Source organism: Rhodococcus sp. NPDC057297 (assembly GCF_042667435.1).
Classification (GTDB): domain Bacteria; phylum Actinomycetota; class Actinomycetes; order Mycobacteriales; family Mycobacteriaceae; genus Rhodococcoides.
Map to the genome: position 1 here is coordinate 577256 of NZ_JBHUZE010000003.1, position 20392 is coordinate 597647.

The following is a 20392-nucleotide window of genomic DNA, read 5'->3' on the forward strand; positions in this document are numbered from 1 at the left end:
ATCGAGCCGAAAGGCGTGGAATGTAAACAACGCGCCTGCATGTAAACAGTGCGTGAAAGCGTGAGCATCTGCTCGAGCCCAGCCGTGGCGTCGGACTCGGCCGCGCTTCTGCGCCGTAGGCGAACAGTTCGGCGACGACCTTGCACTCGCCATGGTCGAGTGCTAGAAATGCAGTTGGCACTCGCGCCTTGTGAGTGCCAGGTCGGGACGGTGAGGCTGGGAATCATCGACACCCCTGGTCGTCCGTCGCGGGCACCGAACTCGGCCGAGCAAGTGCAGAAGAGCGACTGAACACGGTCGCTCTGCGTGTCACCCCCAATCCGGAGGATCACTTCGCAATGGCCAAGATCATCGCGTTCGACGAAGAGGCACGCCGTGGCCTCGAGCGAGGCCTCAACGCCCTCGCCGACGCAGTAAAGGTGACGTTGGGCCCCAAGGGTCGCAACGTCGTGCTCGAGAAGAAGTGGGGCGCCCCCACGATCACCAACGACGGCGTCTCCATCGCCAAGGAGATCGAGCTCGAGGATCCCTACGAGAAGATCGGCGCCGAGCTCGTCAAAGAGGTCGCCAAGAAGACCGACGACGTCGCAGGCGACGGCACCACCACCGCTACCGTTCTCGCCCAGGCACTCGTTCGTGAAGGCCTGCGCAACGTCGCAGCCGGCGCGAACCCGCTCGGCCTGAAGCGCGGCATCGAGAAGGCTGTCGCAGCCGTCACCGAGTCGCTGCTCGCTTCCGCCAAGGAGATCGACACCAAGGAGCAGATCGCTGCTACCGCCGGCATCTCCGCAGGCGACCCGTCCATCGGCGAGCTCATCGCCGAGGCCATGGACAAGGTCGGCAAGGAAGGCGTCATCACGGTCGAGGAGTCCAACACCTTCGGCCTGCAGCTCGAGCTCACCGAGGGCATGCGCTTCGACAAGGGCTACATCTCGGCGTACTTCGCCACCGATGCAGAGCGCCAGGAAGCCGTCCTCGAAGACGCGTACATCCTGCTCGTCAGCTCCAAGATCTCCACGGTCAAGGACCTGCTGCCGCTGCTCGAGAAGGTCATCCAGTCGGGCAAGCCGCTCGTCATCATCGCCGAGGACGTCGAGGGCGAAGCTCTCTCCACCCTCGTCGTGAACAAGATCCGTGGCACCTTCAAGTCCGTTGCCGTCAAGGCTCCCGGCTTCGGTGACCGCCGCAAGGCTCAGCTCGCCGACATCGCCATCCTCACGGGTGGCGAGGTCATCAGCGAAGAGGTCGGCCTCTCGCTGGAGACCGCAGGCCTCGAGCTCCTCGGTCAGGCACGCAAGGTCGTCATCACCAAGGACGAGACCACCATCGTCGAGGGCTCGGGCGACTCCGACGCCATCGCCGGACGCGTCAGCCAGATCCGCGCCGAGATCGAGAACTCCGACTCCGACTACGACCGCGAGAAGCTGCAGGAGCGCCTGGCCAAGCTGGCCGGTGGCGTTGCAGTCATCAAGGCCGGAGCAGCGACCGAGGTCGAGCTCAAGGAGCGCAAGCACCGCATCGAAGACGCAGTGCGTAACGCCAAGGCTGCCGTCGAAGAGGGCATCGTCGCAGGTGGTGGCGTCGCGCTGCTGCAGGCTTCGCCCGCACTCGACAACCTGAAGCTCGACGGCGACGAGGCAACCGGCGTGAACATCGTCCGCGTCGCCCTCGAAGCACCGCTCAAGCAGATCGCGTTCAACGCAGGCCTCGAGCCCGGCGTCGTCGCAGAGAAGGTCCGCAACCTCCCGTCCGGTCACGGCCTCAACGCCTCGACCAACGAGTACGAGGACCTGCTCGCTGCAGGCATCAACGACCCGGTCAAGGTCACCCGCTCGGCACTGCAGAACGCAGCGTCCATCGCGGCTCTGTTCCTGACGACCGAGGCCGTCGTCGCCGACAAGCCCGAGAAGGCCGGAGCGCCCGCAGGCGACCCGACCGGTGGCATGGGCGGCATGGACTTCTAGTCCGTCTCTCGAATCGGCCCGACTCCACTTCGGTGGGGTCGGGCTTTTTCGTGCTCGTGGCCTGGGTGTACGTGTGCCCTGGATGCACACAAATCGGGTTCGCAAGGCCGGATGTGACTCCGGAGCTCGATCTGTGTGCAGCTAGGCGCTGGATGTCTAGGCTCGAGGGATGGCAGCAGCGTCGGAGGCGATCGAACTCGAGGTGGGGGAGCGCATCGTGCGTGTCTCCAACCCCGACCGGGTGTACTTCCCCGAGAGCGGGGCCACCAAGCTCGATCTGGTGAACTACTACCTCGGCGTCGGCGACGGCATCGTCCGTGCTCTACGGGAGCGGCCGTGCATGATGCACCGGTTCCCGAAAGGCTTGGCGGGAGACAAGGTTCACCAGAAGCGTGTGCCGAACGGCGCCCCGGACTGGCTCGAGACCGTGCGGGTGACGTTCCCGCGCTACAACCGAACCGCCGACGAACTGTGCGTCACCGAGTTGGCGCACGTCGTATGGGCGGTACAGATGTCGACGGTGGAGTTCCACCCCTGGAACTCCCGACGCGCGGACGTGGAGATGCCCGACGAGTGGCGCATCGATCTCGATCCCATGCCGGACTGCCCGTTCGATCGGGTTCGCCGAGTCGCCGGCGTCGCCGCCGAGGTCCTCGAAGATCTGGGTGCGACGGGCTGGCCGAAGACATCTGGTGGACATGGGCTGCACATCTACGTGCGGATTGCGCCGGAGTACGGATTCAAGGATGTTCGACGCGCTGCGCTCGCGTTCGCCCGTGAGGTGGAGCGCCGCGCCCCCGACGACGTGACGACGGTGTGGTGGCGCAAGGACCGCGATCCGACGAAGCTGTTCGTCGATTACAACCAGAACGCGCGGGACCACACCATTGCCAGCGCTTACTCGGTGCGAGGCAATCAGCAAGCGACGGTGTCGACGCCGATTTCCTGGAACGAGGTGCCGGACGTCGATCCGCGTGACTTCACGATCTTCACGGTGCCGGAGCGGTTCGCGACACTCGGCGACCTGCACGACGGCATCGACGAGGCGGTGTTCTCGCTCGACCCCTTGCTGGAGTGGGCAGAGCGCGACGAGCGAGAAGGGCTGACGGAACCGTCGGAGTAACCGATTCGAGTCTCCATCGTTATCCGTGATCGGTTAATGGCTTCGTAAAACAGACCGATAGGACGGGTAGACGAGTGGGCGCGCGGCCGGCTCGGGACGAGGAGAACCGATGTCCGTCGCTCGAAAGACTGCACTTGTTGCTGCACTGTCTGCTGTCTTGGCTGTAAGCGCCTGCTCCGGCGCGGATTCCGACGCTGCTGCACCGGACGGTGCTGCAACAACCGACACGTCGGCCGTTGCCACGACGGAGGCAGCCGCGCCGCCGTCGCAATCCGACGTCCAAGCTGCGCCGACACCCGAGCCCCAGCAGCAGGCCGCGGCGTCGGCGACGACGCGGACACCCGAGGAAGTGTCGGATCTGTTCCCGTGGAATCAGCCGCGGCCGAGCCTCGATTCCGGCAATGTCGACCCGGCACTGTTCGCTACCGATCTGTACCAGTACAACTTCACCACGCCCTCGGGCAATGTTCAGTGCGGGATCTGGGCTGGGGGATCACCTGCAGGCCAGGTGGGTTGTCAGGCGCAGACGAGTGTCGCGCCGTTCGAAGGCCGCACATGCACCAATGCCGAGAACGACAAGTACGCAGTGCGGGTCAACGACGGTGGGGCGCAACACATCTGCACGACGCAAGGGATCTACACGGCCGACGAACCTCGAGTGCTCGAATACGGTCAGGTGTTGTCCGCGGTCGGCGTGGTGTGCGAATCCGACGAGATGTTCGGCGTCACCTGCTGGGGAACCGAAGGCGCGTTCATGTTCGCGCGTGACTGGAACGTGAGCTGGAGCTAACGGCGGAGCGATTCCACGGCGCCCCGGACGGCGTCGAGGTGCGCGGCCATGGCCTCGGCGGCCTTCTCGTAGCTGCCGGACCGAATGCCCTCGACGATGAGGTCGTGTTCGGTGTTGGACTTCTGCTGGCGTCGGGCGACGAGGTTGAGCGTCTCCGATTGGCGGGTGAGCGCGCCGCGGATGTCGACGATGATCGCTTCGAACACGCGGTTCTTGCTGGCTCGGGCGATGGCGGTGTGGAATTGGCCGTCGAGCAGAACCCAGGCCTGGTGGTCGTCCTCGCCTCGCATTTCGTCGGTGAGCCCTTCGAGGACGGCCAGGTCTTCGTCGGTGCGACGCTCGGCTGCCCAGCCGGCCGACGGGATTTCCACGTGGGGGCGGGCTTCCATCAGTTCCCGGGCGTCGTAGTTGCCGATGTCGAGATCGCCGGTGACGCGATCTCGGGTGACGAAAGTGCCGCGGCCCGTTTTGGTTTCGGTGAGCCCGAGTGCGTTGCACGATCGAAGTGCCTCTCGGATCACGGATCGGCTGACGGCGTATCTGGTGGCCAGTGCGCTCTCGGCGGGGAGTCGTTCGCCGATGGCGATCTGGCCGGCGACGATGGCGTCGCGGATGTCGGCGAACACGGCCTCTGCTGCGCTCAGTCTCGTTGCGGTCGGCTGACTGACCGCCCAGCTGTCCGACAGGTTCATGTCTGAATAGTCCTCTTCCTGCGGCGGGGGAGTCAAGGTGACGGTTGACGGACGGACGTGTCTTGGTTCACACTCTAACCTGTCAGACAGCCGGACAGCCGGACATCAGAAGGAGCAGGACGTGGTGGAGACTCGAATCGAGAAGGACCTTCTCGGTGAACGCGAGATACCCGCGGAGGCGTACTGGGGCATACACACCCTGCGCGCTCTGGAGAACTTCCCCATCACGGGACGTTCGATAGGTACCAACGCCCACCTGATCCGCGGCCTGGCTGCCGTGAAGTGGGCCGCGGCCTCCGCCAACGAGGATCTGGGGATTCTCGACGCCACCCGAAGTGACGCGATCCGTCGGGCATGCGACGAGATTCTGGACGGGCAGTGGCACGACGAGTTCGTCGTGGACGTCGTTCAGGGCGGTGCGGGCACCTCCACCAACATGAACGCCAACGAGGTGATCGCCAACCGTGCGCTCGAGATTCTCGGTCATGCGCACGGTGACTACAGTCATCTGCATCCCAACGAGCACGTCAACGCCAGTCAGTCCACCAACGACGTGTACCCGACGGCCGTGAACATCGCGACGATCTATGCGGCTCACGAGCTGATCGAGTCCATGAAGTTTCTGCGCGACGCGTTCCGCCGCAAGGCATCCGAGTTCGCCACCGTCGTGAAGATGGGACGCACTCAGTTGCAGGACGCGGTTCCGATGACGCTCGGTCAGGAGTTCGGAACGTACGCGATCATGATCGACGAGGATTGCTCGCGGCTGGAGGAAGCTGCGCTGCTGGTGCACGAGATCAATCTCGGTGCAACGGCCATCGGTACGGGTCTCAATGCACCCGCCGGATACACCGCGGCCGCATGCGAGCATCTGCGCGCCAAGACGGGCCTTCCGCTGGTCACGGCGACCGATCTGATCGAGGCGACGCAGGACGTGGGGCAGTTCGTTCACTTGTCCGGCGTGCTCAAGCGGATCGCGGTGAAGCTCTCGAAGATCTGCAACGATCTGCGTCTGCTGTCCTCGGGTCCTCGGGCCGGTCTGAACGAGATCAATCTGCCTCCGATGCAGGCGGGTTCGTCGATCATGCCGGGCAAGGTCAACCCGGTGATCCCGGAAGTCCTCAATCAAGTGGCTTACGAGGTGATCGGCCACGACGTCACCATCACGATGGCCGCCGAGGCGGGGCAGCTGCAGCTCAACGCCTTCGAGCCGATCATCGTGAAGTCGCTGTCCGAAGGCATGGCGCATCTCGGCGCAGCCTGCCGTACCGTCGCGACGCGATGCGTGGACGGCATCACCGCCAACGCCGATCTGCTCCGCGAGCGTGTGGAGAACTCCATCGGCCTCGTCACCGCACTGAGCCCGTACCTCGGTTACGTCGAGTCCACGACGATCGCCCAGGAGGCGTTGGTCAGTGGCCGCAATGTCGTCGACCTCGTGCTCGAGAAGAAGCTACTGGCCCGTGAAGAACTGGATCGTCTGCTCAGCCCGCAACATCTCGCCAATCTCCGCGTCGCGCCTGCACCGCACGCCGATGCCCCCGAAACTTCGACAAGGTAGCCGCACATGACAGTCGACACTCGACATTCGGAAGACCTCGGATACCGTAAAGCTCTGGTACCGAGACAGATTCAGATGATCGCCATCGGAGGTGCGATCGGAACCGGCCTCTTCATGGGCGCAGGCGGACGGTTGCACGACTCCGGTCCGGCCCTGGTGCTCGTCTACGCTCTCTGCGGGTTCTTCGCTTTCCTGATCCTCCGCGCGCTCGGCGAACTGGTGATGCACCGACCGTCGTCGGGAAGCTTCGTGTCCTACGCACGCGAATTCTTCGGGGAGAAGATGGCGTTCGCGGCCGGCTGGCTGTACTGGATGAACTGGGCCATGACGGCCGTGGTCGACGTGACAGCGGTTGCGCTGTACATGAATTTCTTCAAGAAGTACTGGGCGCCACTCGGAGATGTGGACCAGTGGGTCTTCGCGCTGATCGGCCTGGTTCTCGTACTCGGTCTGAATCTGGTGTCGGTCAAGGTCTTCGGAGAGCTCGAGTTCTGGTTCGCGCTCATCAAGGTTCTCGCCTTGGTCACCTTCCTGGTCGTCGGCGTGTACTACGTCATCTTCGGAACTCCCATCGACGGTCAGGCTCCAGGCTTGTCGGTCATCACCGACAACGGCGGACTGATCCCCAACGGGCTGCTGCCCGCGATCGTCGTGGTGCAGGGCGTCGTGTTCGCGTATGCGTCGATCGAGCTCGTCGGCACCGCGGCGGGAGAGACCGCGAACCCGGAGAAGGTCATACCCAAGGCGATCAACACGGTGATCGTCAGGATCCTGGTGTTCTACGTGGGTTCGGTGCTACTGCTGTCGCTTCTGTTGCCGTACAGCGCATATCACGCAGGGGAAAGTCCGTTCGTCACGTTCTTCGGCGCGATCGACGTGCAGGGCGCCGACGCCATCATGAACCTCGTGGTGCTCACCGCAGCACTGTCCTCGCTGAACGCCGGGCTGTATTCGACGGGCCGCATCCTCCACTCGATGGCCGTCGCCGGATCCGCACCGAAGTTCGCGGCTCGGATGAACAAGGCCGGAGTTCCCTACGGCGGAATCGCCTTGACAGCGTTGGTGGCGCTCGCCGGCGTCGGACTCAACGCTGCAGTACCGGCACAGGCGTTCGAGATCGTGTTGAACTTCGCGGCCCTCGGTATCATCAGCGCATGGGCGGTGATCATTCTGTGTCAACTGAAGCTGTGGTCGCGCTCTCGCTCGGGAGACCTCGCCCGGCCGAAGTTCCGGATGTTCGGCGCTCCCTACACCGGTATCGCGACGTTGGTCTTCCTCCTCGCCGTGTTGATTCTGATGGCGTTCGACAAGCCGGTCGGTACCTGGACCATCGCGTCGATCCTGATCATCGCACCGTTGCTCGTCGGCGGATGGTTCCTGTGCCGCAATCGGATTGCCGCAGTGGCCGAAGAACGAGAGGGATGACGGCTTGTCTCACATTGCCCTGCTGACAACAGGCGGAACCATCGGGAGCAGCCGCGACGAGGACGGCATCTCGAGGCCCGGCTCCGTGGGTTTCGACCTGCCGGGCGAAGTACGGGTCCGCACCCTGATGTCCAAGGACAGCTCGGCGTTCGACTTCGCGGACCTGGACCGCATCGTCGACGCCGTGTTCGACGAGCTCGACGACCCGGCCTGCCTGGGTGTGGTGGTGCTGCACGGCACGGACACGATGGAAGAGTCCTCGCTGTTGGTGGATCTGTTCCACGGGGACCCGAGGCCCGTGGTGTTCACCGGTGCACAGCGCACGTCCGACCACGCGGACGCGGACGGTCCGGGCAACGTCGCCGCGGCCGTCGACGCCGTTCTCGACGAGGCGAACCGTGGCCGCGGTGTACTCGTCGTGTTCGGTGGACGGACGCTGCCTGCGCGGGGACTGTCCAAGTGGCACACAACGGAACTCGACGCATTCGTCAGCTCCGGTGAGCCGCGCGATGTCGTGCCTCGGACTCCGATCTCCGGTGTCCGCGTGGACATCGTGGCGCTGTACCCCGGCGCCGACGCGGTGGCCATCGACGCATTCGTCGCGGCAGGCGCCCAGGGCATCGTCCTGGAGGCCACCGGGTCCGGTAACACCAATCCGTCCATCGTGGCCGCGGTGAAGAGCGCGGGTGTACCGGTCGTCGTCACCACTCGCGTGCCCGTCGGGACCATCGAGCCCACGTACGGCGGTGGCGGCGGCGGAGCGGATCTCGTGGACGCCGGGGCCGTGTTCTCGCCGTTGCTACGCGCGGGACAGGCGCGGGTGGTGCTCGCGGTACAGATCGCACACCGGGCCTGACGCTCCATTATCGGTCGATTCCGGGCAGGATCGGTCGTATCGGCCTCCAAAGTGGAGCGTCAGGCCCGCCTACAGTTCCGATTCGCCCCAGGTCGTGACGTTCACGCTGTCCCCGACGGAGAGTGTGCCGCCGTCGACCACGCTGAATTTCGCGCCGAAGGCAACGCCCTTCTGCCGTGCCTTTCGGTACGTGCCGAGGGTTTTCAGTGGTTCGCGTCCGTCCCGCACTCCGCGCGCCTGGTCGACAGTGGTGACGGGGCAGCGGATCGCGAGTTTGGTGTAGGCGAGCTCTGTCTCTCCGATCGAGATGTCGCGGACGAGGTCCTCGGTGTGGGGGTCGTCCCAGCCGGTGACGACGATGTTCGGCCGGAATCGATTCATCGGAAGCGGCGCGTCCATCCGGGTGTTCAATCCGTCCAGTGTGGACTCCGAGAGGATGTGGACCGCGGAGCTGTCCGCGAATGCCGCTGTCCCTGGGGTGATTCCGTCGGTGACGCGGTGGAAGTCGGAGGGGACGGCAACCAACCGCGACGCCTCGCCGACGACCTCGCTCAACCACGACGCGACGTCGTCGCCCTGATCGATGCCGAGGAACGGCGCGCGGAACATGGTGACGTCGATCGGCCGTGACCGTCGATCGATCGTGCAGGTGACCGATCCGAATTCCTCGTGCGTGAGCGTCAGTTCGTCACCGTCGATCGACGGCGTCACCACGGCGAGGACGGGGTCGCTGCGTTGGCTGCGGAACGCGAAGTCGTCGTCGACGATCATGAATTCTCGATCGTGTTCGATCCCGCGGACCGTCATCCGTGCGGTATCGAGTGATTGCCCGGCGCAACCCTTGACCGGGTAGCAGACCAATTCGGACACTGTGGCACTCCGACCTGTGGCACTCACACCGGCGAGGATACTGGGGGCCATGACACGTGCATTGTTGGTAGTCGATGTTCAGAACGATTTCACCGAAGGCGGTGCTCTCGGAGTCGTGGGCGGTGCAGATGTCGCGCGTCGGATCAGCGGACTTCTCGCGCGGCAGGGCGACACGTACGACGTCATCGTCGCATCGCGTGACTGGCACGATGCCGACAGTGACAACGGTGGCCACTTCGCCACCGACGAGCAGCCCGACTTCGTGACGACGTGGCCGGTGCACTGTGTTGCGGGCACTGGCGGCGCCGAGTACCACCCGGAGTTCGCGACGGACTCGGTCGACGTGCATGTCCTGAAGGGGCAGGGCGAGGCGTCCTACTCCGCGTTCGAGGGCAGCACCGAGGACGGCACTGCGCTGCGAGACGTGCTGGATGCCAACGAGGTCACCGACATCGACGTCGTCGGCATCGCGACCGACTACTGCGTGCGGGCCTCCGCCCTGGACGCGATCCACCATGGCCTGACCGTCCGAATTCTGACCGAGTTCGTTGCAGGGGTCGCGCCGGAGTCCTCCGAGACCGCCCTGAAAGAACTGTCCGACGCCGGTGCCGTGCTGGCCTAGGGCGTGTCGATGGTGGTCGTGATCGACGTGACCGACGGTGCCGCCGGGGTACTGCCGAACCCGAAAGTGACCGGGGGAGTGACGGGCGTCAGGTGGCCCAGGTCATCGCCGCGCCAGGACGCGGAGGCGCCGATGATTCGGTGTTGGTGCTTCGCGCCGTAGTACTCGCGCCTGTCGTTTCCTGCACTGCCGCGGGTGCGTACACCTCGGAGGACGACCCGTGCGATGGGATCGGAGATGCGGCAGAACCACGGTGCGGTGGAGATGGAGGACGGGACCACCGCGAGGAGTGCGCCGAGTGCGGTGGAGCGTCCCGTTCTCAGGGTGAGTCGTAGGGCGTCGGTGTTCACGGTCACGGTGTCGCCGACTCGTGTGAAGACGACCGGGGTCAGTGACACGTCGTCGAACGTGTATGTCGCGGTGACGAATTCGCGTACGTTGTCGTCCGGTGCGAGCAGAAGGCGGTGGCCGCCGGAGAACTGGATCATGACGTCGGTGAACTCTCCGAGCGGAGATCGGGTCCAGTGCCCGACGACGATGCGTACGCCCGACGAGGTACCTACTCCGAATATCTCACCGTGAAACCGTGATCTTCCCATCACACCGACTGTAACCCTGCGGCGTTGTTCTGGGTGCATGATGGATTCATGGCGTCCACGCGTTCCGATTCGCAGCAACCCACGATCTTCGTCCTGTTCGGTGCGACAGGCGACCTTGCCAAGCGCATGGTCCTGCCGTCGTTCCACCAACTCCATGTCGAAGGACTGCTCCCGGAGGAGTGGCTTCTCGTCGGCAACGGCAGGCACGACACGTCCGACGACGAGTTCCGGGATCACGTGCGTAGTGCACTCGAGGAGTTCGGCTCAGGGGCGGACGACTGGGATTCGTTCTCCGAGCGAATTCGGTTCGCAGGCAACGGGTTCACCGTGGACGACCCGGGTGATCTCGTCGACGTCGTCGCGAAGGCTCGTGAGGACATCGGCGACGCGCAGCTCGTGCACTACATCGCACTGCCGCCGAGCACGTTCGAGGATTACACGGCCGCGCTGGGTGCACACGGCCTCGCCGACGGCGCACGGGTGGTGTACGAGAAGCCGTTCGGCACGTCGCAGAAGGCATTCGAGCAGCTCGACAAGGCTGTGCACGACGTGTTGGACGAGAAGCAGATCTACCGGATCGATCACTTCCTGGGCAAGGAAGCGACGCAGAACCTGCACGTGCTGAGATTCGCGAACGGCATGATCGACGGGATCTGGAACTCCGAGCACGTCGAGCAGGTGCAGATCGACGTACCGGAAACGCTGAACATCGACGACCGGGCCGAGTTCTACGACAGCACCGGTGCCGTACTGGACATGCTGGTGACGCACCTGTTCCAGGTTGCCGCGGAGGTCGCGATGGAACCGCCCGCGACGCTCGATGCGGAGGACCTGCAGTCCGCGCGCGAATCCGTCATCGGGTGTTTCAGGCCGATCGACACCTCCGAAGTGGTGCTCGGTCAGTACGACGGGTACCGCGACGTCGAGGGCGTGGCCGACGATTCGATCGTGGACACGTTCGTCGCCGCGACGCTGTGGGTCGACACCGACCGATGGCGTGGAGTCCCCTTCTTGCTGCGCACCGGAAAGATGCTGGGGGTCGGTGCCCAGCGCGTGTCGCTGGTGTTCAGGACTCCGGCGAACAGTCCAGTGAAGGACCTGCCCCGCGACGGTGCGGTGTTGTCCTTCGACCTGTCCGGCAACGGTGCGATCGACGTCGCGATGACGGTGAAGGAACCGGGCCCGGACTTCGACCTGTCCGTCGGCCACCTGTCCCTGCCGCTGCCGTCGGTGCCCGATGCCGAGCCGTTGTCCCCCTACTCACGTCTGATCCTCGACGTGCTGAACGGAGACCGGTCGCTGTTCACCCGGCCCGACGGCTTGGCTCACGTGTGGGAGGTCGCCGCGCCGCTGCTGAACGATCCTCCCGCAGTGAAGTCGTATGCACCGGGGTCGATGGGACCGAAGGAGGCAGACGACCTCGCCGCGCCGTGCGGCTGGTTGGTGCACTGACCGCTGTACCAGGTGGAAGGTCAGCGCTGGGGCATCAGCATCCACGCCGCGAGGTAGACGAGGGCGACGGTGCCGGCCGAGACGAATGCACCGATGACGGCGAGCACTCGAACGAGGTTCGGGTCGATCTCGAAGTACTCGGCGACACCGCCACATACACCGGCGATCATCTTCTGCGAGTCGGAGCGAACGAATTCCTTGGGGGCGTTGGTGTAAGTCATGACACGAAGTCTGCGCGATGTCAGGGCCCCGGCACATCGGGAACAACCCCCATCTCGACCCTGATTCGTAGCGCATGTCCACGCTTCTCGGGGTGAACCGCGTCCGTCGTTCACCGAAGTGTCACCGGTTCGTTTCCGTATCCGGCTAGCTTCTGCGGTCATGACGCAAGATTTCAGCCTCCTCGGCGACCTGGCCACGGCGGTCGACCTGACGGACACCTCCGGGTTCGTCGTGGACGACAACGACGACGACGACCCCGTTCTTCTGACCGTCCCCGACGGTCGGATCGTCGACACCTGGCGTGAGGACTACCCGTACTCGGAGCGGATGACGCGGGCCGAGTACGACCTGCAGAAGCGGTTGTTGCAGATCGAGCTGCTGAAGCTGCAGATGTGGATCAAGGACACCGGCCAGCGTCACGTCATCGTCTTCGAGGGCCGCGACGCCGCAGGCAAGGGCGGCACCATCAAGCGATTCATGGAGCACATGAATCCCCGTGGCGCACGCGTCGTCGCGCTGGAGAAGCCGTCGGTTCGCGAGTCCACGGAGTGGTACTTCCAGAGGTACATTCAGCATCTGCCTGCCGCGGGCGAGATCGTGATGTTCGACCGCTCCTGGTACAACCGTGCAGGCGTCGAGCGCGTCATGGGCTTCTGCACCGAGGACCAGCACGCTCGATTCGTTCGTCAGGCACCGCTGTTCGAGCAGATGCTCGTCGACGACGGGGTGAGTCTCACCAAATTCTGGTTCTCGGTGTCGCAGCTCGAGCAGCGCACTCGGTTCGCCATCCGTCAGGTCGATCCTGTTCGCCAGTGGAAGCTCTCGCCGATGGACCTCGCGTCGTTGGACAAATGGGATGCGTATACCGCGGCGAAGGAGGAGAACTTCAGGGCCACCGACACCGACGTCGCACCGTGGACCGTCGTCAAGAGCAACGACAAGAAGCGTGCTCGTATCAACGCGATGCGGTTCATCCTCAACAAGTACGACTACGCGAACAAGGACCCCGAGATCGTCGGGGAAACAGACCCGCTGCTCGTCGGCCGGGCTCGCGACGTGATCGGTGAGTGAATGCGCAGTTCAAGCAGGTGATCGAACCGTTGTGGTGCTCAGCCGTTACCAAGTTTGTTTCTGGATTTAACGGGGTTGGAGCCGAGACCGCCCGTTAATACGGTAAAAACGTACATGGGTCGTGATCGATCGGCTCGTTTCCAAATTCAAGGAGATCTCATGGGTTCTGCAGCAGGCTTCATCGGTGACATCGTCAGCGGCGTGTACGACGGCATCGTCGACGCCATCGTCGATCAGATCGTCGGCGTCCTGACCTCGGGCAGCGCAGCCTGACCGGTTGAATCACGCGCGGTGTCGGGGGCCGCGGTGATTCGATAGTTATCAGTGAAAACAAGTTTCCTGTTTACTGTCGATTTGAGTGCATTCGGTTTTTTATCGTTGTGGCTGTAGCCAATTCGATATTCGGTTGGTAGGAATGTATTCGGAAGTGATCGTTTCGTGACTTTCACATTCCGAGTACCTGACCTCGAATCGAAGGAGCTCACAGGATGTCCATCAAGCCGTCGAACAAGATCGAACTTTCCGAACTTCTCGGCCTTCTGGCCCTCCTTTCCACGGGCAGCTCGGACAGCGGATCGAGCGAGGCGACCATTCCTGGCACGCCTCCCGTCAGCTGATCGGCCGACCGCACTCTGCGGTCTCCGCGCAACATCTTCCGTCAGCCCGAACCGCGATCCGGTTCGGGCTGACGTTTTTGTATTCGCACCGAATCCTCGCGCGGAAAAAAACTTCACGAAGGTTTGTCGGTCGATACGGATTATTTGATCCGGTAAGCATTCATTCGAACGACGCAATTGTGATCTCTTCGCTTTCCTCACGGTCGGTCCGATTGGTAGAACTTTCCTCAGCCCGCCCATTCGTGGCATGGCCTTCCCCCTCAAGGAGATCCTCATGCTTGCTGCACTTCTTTCCCTCCTCGCCACCGGTAGCGCCGGAAGCTCCGAAGGCGCCGACACCGACGGTGGGCTGCTCACGGTGATCGGTGGGCTGCTCGGTGGTCTGCTGGGCGGCTGACCCACGCTTCGAGGCACACGAACAGCCGGCTCGCGTCACGCGAGCCGGCTGTTCGACTGTCTGGGCCTAAGGTGTCGACGTGGAGACAGTGCCGATTCAGATGCCCGACGGGACGAGCGTCCCTGTTCGCTTGTTCGAAGCCGAGACTCCGAGGTCCGACCTGCCGGTCATCGTCGTAGTGCCCGGCCTCGGCATCCCCGGTGGGTACTACGCGCTGTTCGCGCAGGCTCTCGCGGAACGGGGATTCCACGCCGCGACGGCCGACCTCCGAGGACAGGGAGACAGCAGACCGAAGCCGAGCGGGGTCAGCACGTACGGCTATCAGGAGCTCGTCTCGGTGGATTTTCCCGCAATCTTCGAGGTGGTCCGGGAACGGTTTCCCGACGCCACGCCGTACGCGCTCGGTCACAGCATGGGTGGCCAGCTCAGTTCCCTGTACGCGTCGAGGATTCGGGGACGGCTCGGCGGGTTGATCCTGGTCGCGTCCGGTTCGCCGTTCCATCGCGGGTTCGGTGTGGCCCGCGGGGCGTCGCTGTTCCTCGGCGCAGCGGCGATGTCGTTGACCAGCAACATCGCCGGGTTCTGGCCCGGTGATCGCATCGACGTCGGCGGGTTCGGACGCCAATCGAAAGTACTCATCGAGGACTGGTCGAGGTTCGCCCGCACCGGGCGGATCGAACCGACGGGCGCGGACATCGACTACGAGGAACGCATCGCTCGGTTGACGCTCCCGATCCTCGCGGTCACGCTCGCCGGTGACGACCTCGCACCGCGCGCGTCGATGGCCAACCTGTTGAAGAAGTTCCCGCGCGCGGAGATCACCACACGGCACCTCTCGTCGCCGCGCGGACACAACGAATGGATTCGACAGCCGGCGACGGTCGTCGCGGAGATCGAGGCTTGGTTCAGTCGCTGAGGGTGTTCCACAGGAACTGGTACGTCAGCGCGGTCTTGAACGCGAGTTGCGCGTTGTCGGCTGCGCCGCCGTGCCCGCCTTCGATGTTCTCGAAGTAGCTGACGGTGTGCCCTGCTTCTTCGAGCCGAGCCGCCATCTTGCGGGCGTGACCCGGATGGACTCGGTCGTCGCGGGTGGAGGTGGCGATCAGGATGGGTGGGTACTTCTTCTCGGTGGGTGACACGATGTTCTGATACGGCGAGTACTCGGAAATGAACGCCCACTCGTCCGGGTCGTCGGGGTTTCCGTACTCCGCGACCCACGACGCCCCGGCCAGCAACAGGTGGTAGCGCTTCATGTCGAGAAGCGGAACCTGGCAGACGATCGCACCGAACAACTCGGGGTACTTGGTGATCATGATGCCCATCAGCAGGCCACCGTTGCTTCCGCCCTGCGCGCCCAGTTGATTCGGCGTCGTGATACCCCGGTCGACGAGGTCGCGAGCCACCGCTGCGAAGTCCTCGTGCACCTTGTGGCGTCCCGCGCGGAGGACCTGTGTGTGCCAGTCCGGGCCGTACTCACCACCGCCGCGGATGTTGGCGACGACGTAGGTCCCGCCCTTTTCCAGCCAGGCCAGCCCGGTGGCTCCGCTGTACGACGGGGTCAGCGAGATCTCGAAGCCGCCGTAGCCGTACAGCAGGGTCGGGGCCGGTGAGCCGTCGGTGGGCTCCTTCCGGACGACGAAGTAAGGGATCGCAGTGCCGTCGAGGGACGTGGCGAAGTGCTGTGCGACGGTCAGGCCGTCGGTGTCGAAGAAGGACGGGGCCTGCTTGAGGGCCTCCACGTCGCCGCCGACGGTTCCGAACAGCAGCGTGGCGGGCGTCAGATATCCGCTCGACGACAGGAAGAACTCGTCGCCGTTCTCTTCGCCGTCGGTGCCGACGATCTCGATCGACGTCAGCTCCGGCAGGCCGGTGAGTGGTGTGTCGCTCCATCCGTCGGCGCTCGGGGTGTAGATGCCGATTTCGGTGGCGACGTCGACGAGGGTGACGACGAGCAGGTGGTTCTCGGTCCACGCCCACTGATGCAACGACCGATGGGCGTCGGGCCGGAAGAGGACCGTGATGTCGCGGCTACCACCGACGAAGTCGTCGAAGTTCGTGGCGAGCAACGCGCCCGACGGGTACGTCACGTCGCCGACGGTCCACGCGGTCATCGTGCGGATCAGAAGCCACTGCTTGTGCACCGAAGTGGTTGCGTCGGTCGGGGTCTCGACGAGCGTGAGTGCGTCCCCCTCGAGGAGGTACAGCTCCGCGTTGTAGAAGTCGGTGGCACGCTGAACGAAGTCGCGTTCGAAACCGGGCGTCCTGTCGTGCCACGCCGAGATCGAGATGTCCGACGCCTCGCCCTCGAAGACCGTCGTCGCCTCGGCCAGGGGAGTGCCACGGTGCCAGCGCTTGGCGATCCGCGGATAGCCCGAATCGGTCAGGGAACCGTCGCCGAAATCGGTTCCGACGTAGACGGTGTCCGCGTCGATGTACCCGACGTCGGTCTTGGCCTCCGGAACGAAGAACCCGTCGCCGCGAAAACTCCTCGACTCCAGATCGAACTCGCGCACGACGGTGGCGTCGGCGCCGCCCCGGGACATCGTCACCAGCGCGGTCTTCTGATCGGGACGCAGAACCTGCGCGCCGCTCCACACCCAGTTCTCGCCCTCCGCGGCGGCGACGGCGTCGAGATCGAGGAGGACGTCCCACTCGGGCTCGTCCTTGCGATAGTCGTCCATGGTCGTGCGACGCCAGATACCTCGGACGTGGGATGCGTCGCGCCAGAAGTTGTAGAGGAACTCGCCGCGCCGGCGCGCGTACGGAATCCGCGCGTCGGTGTCCAGGACCTCGAGGATCCGCGCTTCGGTGGCGTCGAACTCGTCTCCGGCGAGTGCTGCAGTGGTCGCGGTGTTGCGAGTGCGGACCCAGTCGAGGGCCTCGTCGGCGGTGACTTCTTCGAGCCAGAGGTACGGATCGATCGCGTTGCTCATGCACCATTTCTACCGTCTGCGAGTACTGTCCGTAGGTCATGGCCGGCCATGCGCTGACGTTCGCACTCGTGGGTCTTGTCGTCATGGTGTGGCCGTGGTCGGTGGTGCCCGCGTTTCTGCTCGCGGCCACCGACAACGGTCCGAGAAAGCTTGTCGCGTACGTCCTCGGGTACGTCCTCGCCCTCGCCGTCGTGATGGTCCTCGCGGCAACTCTGCTGCCGCCGGGGCCGCGGGCGAAGTCGACGTCTCACGCCCTTGCCTGGTTCGAGCTCGCCGTCGGCCTCGTCCTGGCGTTGTCTGTCCTGGTCCTGTGGATCCGTGGGCGGCGCACGGCGGGGCAGACACCGAAGTGGCTGAGAGGTCTCGATCGGTTGTCGGTGATCGCGGCGTTCGTGCTGGGCTTGTGGGTGCCCAATTACATGCTGGTGACGGTGGCCGTGGCCGAACTGTCGCTGTGGGAGTTGCACGGCGCGGAAGCCGTCGCCGCTGCGGTGGTGTGGGTCGTGGTCGCGACGCTCGGGGTCGTCACTCCTCTCGTGGTGCTGGCGAGGTCGGGCCGCAACTCCGCTGCCGTCCAGCAGTCCTGGCGAGAATGGCTCGTGAAGCACAGTTCTGCGATCGTCTGCCTGGTGCTCGGACTGGTATCGGTGGTGTTGATTGTCAAAGGGGGAGCGTCTGTATGAACGTGCGGGATGCGAAGCTGTGGGAACAGCACTGCTGTCTGCCTCTGGTGACCGCCTCGTCGGATGAAAGTGGCGCCGACATCGCGGAGGTCGCCCGGTATCCGCTCGGTTCGTACGTGTCGGTGAACGTCGGGTTCTCGCCGCACTCGTATGCCGTCGCGACGGCGTTGGCCGAGGAGTTTCGTCGTAAAGCGCTGTTGGACGGTCGATTTCGAATGGTCGACGAGGTGCCCGACGACAACCTGATCACGCTCGCCTTCGACCTGGAGGATTCCGGTCCGCTCGAAGGGGACCTCGACAACGTCGCGCACTTCCACCGCCTCGGTGTCCGATCGATGCTTCCGTCGTACAACTGGGCCAACGCGGCAGGCTGCGGATGCCTCGACGCCGACGACACCGGCCTCACCGGCTACGGACGCGACCTCGTCGCGGAGATGAACCGTGTCGGCATGGTGGTCGACGGCTCGCACTGTTCGACGCGAACCGGCCTCGACCTGGCGTCGGCGACGCAGGTTCCGATGATCTACAGCCATTCGAACTTCTCTGCGCTCTGGGAGCATCCGCGCAACATCACCGACGAACAGGCAGTCGAATGCGCTCGGACCGGAGGAGTCGTCGGCATCAACGGCGTCGGCATCTTTCTCGGACCGAACGGACGGGACGAGGGTGCGCAGCGAGTCCAGGCCATGGCCGACCACATCGAGTACGGCGTCGACCTGCTCGGTATCGACCACATCGGAATCGGCTCGGACTACTCGTTCGATCACGAGGATTTCAATCTGGAACTCGCGACGCATCCCGAGGCCTTCTCGGAGGAGTACACCAAGTACGGGATGCTGCAGTGGGTGCCGCCGGAGGACGTCGTGACGCTGCCTGCTGTGTTGCGTGATCGAGGGTTCGACGAGGCGTCGATCGCCGCCGTGTACGGAGGAAACTTTGCGCGGGTTGCCGTCCGAAGCCGTGCTACCGGCCGGTAACCGGACCGTCTGGAGACAGTGATACACGACGGGACTATCCTGGGGAATCGTGACCTCACACTATGACGTCGTTGTCCTCGGAGCCGGTCCCGGTGGGTACGTCGCTGCTATCCGCGCGGCACAACTCGGACTGAGCACTGCCATCATCGAGCAGAAGTACTGGGGCGGTGTCTGCCTGAACGTCGGCTGCATCCCCTCGAAGGCTCTTCTCCGTAACGCCGAGCTGGCGCACCTCTTCACCAAAGAGGCGAAGCTGTTCGGCATCTCCGGTGAAGCGTCCTTCGACTTCGGCGCAGCGTTCGATCGCAGCCGCAAGGTTGCCGAGGGCCGCGTCAAGGGAATCCACTTCTTGATGAAGAAGAACAAGATCCCCGAGTACGACGGCAAGGGCACGTTCACCGACGCCAACACCATCGAGGTCGAGCTCACCAAGGGCGGCACCGAGACCATCACGTTCGACAATGCCATCATCTCGACCGGCAGTACCACCAAGTTGCTGCCCGGTACCGAGCTGAGCAAGAACGTCGTGACGTACGAAGAGCAGATCATGACGAAGGAGCTCCCGGGCTCCATCCTCATCGTCGGCGCGGGCGCCATCGGCATGGAGTTCGGCTACGTCCTCAAGAACTACGGTGTCGACGTCACCATCGTCGAGTACCTCGATCGCGCGCTGCCGAACGAGGACAAGGACGTCTCGAAGGAAATCGAGAAGCAGTACAAGAAGCTGGGCGTCAAGGTCATCACCGGCGCGGGAGTGCAGAGCATCGACGACGACGGCTCCAAGGTCACCGTCGAGATCAAGCACAACAAGTCCGGTGAGAGCGAAACCTTCACCGTCGACAAGGTCATGCAGTCCGTCGGCTTCGCACCCCGCGTCGAAGGCTTCGGCCTCGAGAAGACCGGCGTCGAGCTCACCGACCGCGGCGCCATCGGCATCACCAACACGATGCAGACCAACGTCCCGCACATCTACGCCATCGGCGACGTGACCGCGAAGCTGCAGCTCGCACACGTGGCGGAAGCTCAGGCCGTCGTGGCTGCGGAGACCATCGGCGGTGCCGAGACGCTCCCGATCGACGATTACCGCATGATGCCGCGCGCGACGTTCTGCCAGCCTCAGGTCGCCAGCTTCGGTCTCACCGAAGACCAGGCCCGTGAAGAGGCTCAGGCTCGTGGCTCGGACATCAAGGTCGCGAACTTCCCGTTCGCAGCCAACGGCAAGGCACACGGTCTCGGCGACGCCACCGGCTTCGTCAAGCTCATCGCCGACACCGAGCACGGCGAACTGCTCGGTGGCCACCTCATCGGCCCCGACGTTTCCGAGCTGCTGCCGGAACTGACGCTGGCGCAGAAGTGGGACCTGACGGTCAACGAGTTGGCTCGCAACGTGCACACGCACCCGACCCTGTCGGAAGCACTGCAGGAAGCCATCCACGGCCTAGCCGGACACATGATCAACTTCTGATCCAGCGTTCACCGAAGAACATCCGCCCACAGCCTCGGCCGTGGGCGGATGTTCTCGTTTTTCGGTCGGGTGC

General features: G+C 64.3%; 20 protein-coding genes. 15 read left to right on the top strand and 5 right to left on the bottom strand.

What is annotated here, in order from left to right; genetic code table 11:
* Nucleotides 1–338: 338 nt before the first annotated feature.
* From groL to ACFULT_RS12770, 3 genes are all read left to right on the top strand, one after another.
* The gene (groL, locus tag ACFULT_RS12760) at nucleotides 339–1964 is read left to right on the top strand and encodes a chaperonin GroEL (protein WP_026348058.1); all 1626 of its coding nucleotides are present in this window, start codon (nucleotides 339–341) and stop codon (nucleotides 1962–1964) included.
* A gap of 169 nt (nucleotides 1965–2133) precedes the next feature.
* Nucleotides 2134–3087, top strand: coding sequence for a non-homologous end-joining DNA ligase (gene ligD, locus ACFULT_RS12765; protein ID WP_037114001.1), 954 nt, complete (start codon nucleotides 2134–2136; stop codon nucleotides 3085–3087).
* A gap of 109 nt (nucleotides 3088–3196) precedes the next feature.
* Nucleotides 3197–3877, top strand: a complete 681-nt coding sequence (locus tag ACFULT_RS12770) for a hypothetical protein (RefSeq protein ID WP_378481627.1) — start codon at nucleotides 3197–3199, stop codon at nucleotides 3875–3877.
* On the opposite strand, the gene ACFULT_RS12775 is transcribed toward ACFULT_RS12770, so the two are convergent.
* The gene (locus ACFULT_RS12775; RefSeq protein WP_094720714.1) at nucleotides 3874–4569 is read right to left on the bottom strand and encodes a FadR/GntR family transcriptional regulator; all 696 of its coding nucleotides are present in this window, start codon (nucleotides 4567–4569) and stop codon (nucleotides 3874–3876) included. The two genes, ACFULT_RS12770 and ACFULT_RS12775, sit on opposite strands and share 4 nt — an antisense overlap.
* Before the next feature lie 121 nt (nucleotides 4570–4690).
* Here ACFULT_RS12775 and aspA point away from each other — a divergent pair, with 121 nt between their 5' ends.
* The 3 genes from aspA to ACFULT_RS12790 are packed head-to-tail and all read left to right on the top strand — an operon-like array spanning nucleotide 4691 to nucleotide 8411.
* Nucleotides 4691–6130: an aspartate ammonia-lyase gene (aspA, locus tag ACFULT_RS12780; protein WP_094720715.1), complete on the top strand. Its 1440-nt coding sequence runs from the start codon at nucleotides 4691–4693 to the stop codon at nucleotides 6128–6130.
* A gap of 6 nt (nucleotides 6131–6136) precedes the next feature.
* Complete coding sequence (locus ACFULT_RS12785) at nucleotides 6137–7555, top strand: amino acid permease (RefSeq protein ID WP_020112573.1); 1419 nt, start codon at nucleotides 6137–6139, stop codon at nucleotides 7553–7555.
* A 4-nt stretch (nucleotides 7556–7559) separates the two neighbouring features.
* Nucleotides 7560–8411 (top strand): asparaginase, encoded by an 852-nt coding sequence (locus ACFULT_RS12790; protein WP_037114010.1) that lies wholly within the window; start codon nucleotides 7560–7562, stop codon nucleotides 8409–8411.
* Between the two features lie 69 nt (nucleotides 8412–8480).
* On the opposite strand, the gene ACFULT_RS12795 is transcribed toward ACFULT_RS12790, so the two are convergent.
* A complete protein-coding gene (locus tag ACFULT_RS12795) occupies nucleotides 8481–9308 on the bottom strand; it encodes an MOSC domain-containing protein (RefSeq protein WP_378481628.1) in 828 nt (275 codons plus the stop codon).
* Nucleotides 9309–9330: 22 nt separating this feature from the next.
* On the opposite strand from ACFULT_RS12795, the gene ACFULT_RS12800 reads away from it, so the two are divergent.
* A complete protein-coding gene (locus ACFULT_RS12800; RefSeq protein WP_378481629.1) occupies nucleotides 9331–9903 on the top strand; it encodes an isochorismatase family protein in 573 nt (190 codons plus the stop codon).
* Here ACFULT_RS12800 and ACFULT_RS12805 read toward each other — a convergent pair.
* Entirely contained in the window at nucleotides 9900–10502 is a 603-nt protein-coding gene (locus ACFULT_RS12805) for a hypothetical protein (protein WP_037114017.1), read from the bottom strand. The genes ACFULT_RS12800 and ACFULT_RS12805 overlap by 4 nt on opposite strands.
* 48 nt (nucleotides 10503–10550) lie before the next feature.
* Here ACFULT_RS12805 and ACFULT_RS12810 point away from each other — a divergent pair, with 48 nt between their 5' ends.
* On the top strand, nucleotides 10551–11954 hold the full coding sequence (locus ACFULT_RS12810; RefSeq protein WP_037114019.1) for a glucose-6-phosphate dehydrogenase (NADP(+)): 1404 nt from the start codon (nucleotides 10551–10553) through the stop codon (nucleotides 11952–11954).
* 20 nt (nucleotides 11955–11974) lie between these two features.
* Here ACFULT_RS12810 and ACFULT_RS12815 read toward each other — a convergent pair whose 3' ends face one another.
* Nucleotides 11975–12175: a PspC domain-containing protein gene (locus tag ACFULT_RS12815; RefSeq protein WP_378481630.1), complete on the bottom strand. Its 201-nt coding sequence runs from the start codon at nucleotides 12173–12175 to the stop codon at nucleotides 11975–11977.
* A 160-nt stretch (nucleotides 12176–12335) separates the two neighbouring features.
* Between ACFULT_RS12815 and ppk2 the strand changes: the two genes are divergently transcribed.
* From ppk2 to ACFULT_RS12835, 4 genes are all read left to right on the top strand, one after another.
* Nucleotides 12336–13247 (top strand): polyphosphate kinase 2, encoded by a 912-nt coding sequence (gene ppk2 / locus ACFULT_RS12820; RefSeq protein WP_019666596.1) that lies wholly within the window; start codon nucleotides 12336–12338, stop codon nucleotides 13245–13247.
* 488 nt (nucleotides 13248–13735) lie between these two features.
* Nucleotides 13736–13864: a hypothetical protein gene (locus tag ACFULT_RS12825; RefSeq protein WP_020112566.1), complete on the top strand. Its 129-nt coding sequence runs from the start codon at nucleotides 13736–13738 to the stop codon at nucleotides 13862–13864.
* 274 nt (nucleotides 13865–14138) lie between these two features.
* The gene (locus tag ACFULT_RS12830) at nucleotides 14139–14261 is read left to right on the top strand and encodes a hypothetical protein (protein WP_254924961.1); all 123 of its coding nucleotides are present in this window, start codon (nucleotides 14139–14141) and stop codon (nucleotides 14259–14261) included.
* Nucleotides 14262–14340: 79 nt separating this feature from the next.
* Nucleotides 14341–15177 (top strand): alpha/beta fold hydrolase, encoded by an 837-nt coding sequence (locus ACFULT_RS12835; RefSeq protein ID WP_037114022.1) that lies wholly within the window; start codon nucleotides 14341–14343, stop codon nucleotides 15175–15177.
* Here the strand turns inward: ACFULT_RS12835 and ACFULT_RS12840 are convergent.
* Complete coding sequence (locus ACFULT_RS12840) at nucleotides 15167–17194, bottom strand: prolyl oligopeptidase family protein (protein WP_378481631.1); 2028 nt, start codon at nucleotides 17192–17194, stop codon at nucleotides 15167–15169. The two genes, ACFULT_RS12835 and ACFULT_RS12840, sit on opposite strands and share 11 nt — an antisense overlap.
* Before the next feature lie 38 nt (nucleotides 17195–17232).
* Here ACFULT_RS12840 and ACFULT_RS12845 point away from each other — a divergent pair, with 38 nt between their 5' ends.
* From ACFULT_RS12845 to lpdA, 3 genes are read left to right on the top strand one after another with little or no spacing between them, the layout of a single operon-like run.
* Nucleotides 17233–17877 carry a GAP family protein gene (locus ACFULT_RS12845; RefSeq protein WP_378481632.1) on the top strand — a complete coding sequence of 215 codons (645 nt, stop codon included), beginning with the start codon at nucleotides 17233–17235 and terminating at the stop codon, nucleotides 17875–17877.
* Entirely contained in the window at nucleotides 17874–18854 is a 981-nt protein-coding gene (locus ACFULT_RS12850) for a dipeptidase (RefSeq protein WP_378481633.1), read from the top strand. The genes ACFULT_RS12845 and ACFULT_RS12850 overlap by 4 nt, the downstream gene beginning before the upstream one ends.
* Before the next feature lie 49 nt (nucleotides 18855–18903).
* The gene (lpdA, locus tag ACFULT_RS12855) at nucleotides 18904–20319 is read left to right on the top strand and encodes a dihydrolipoyl dehydrogenase (protein WP_019666588.1); all 1416 of its coding nucleotides are present in this window, start codon (nucleotides 18904–18906) and stop codon (nucleotides 20317–20319) included.
* Nucleotides 20320–20392: the final 73 nt, after the last annotated feature.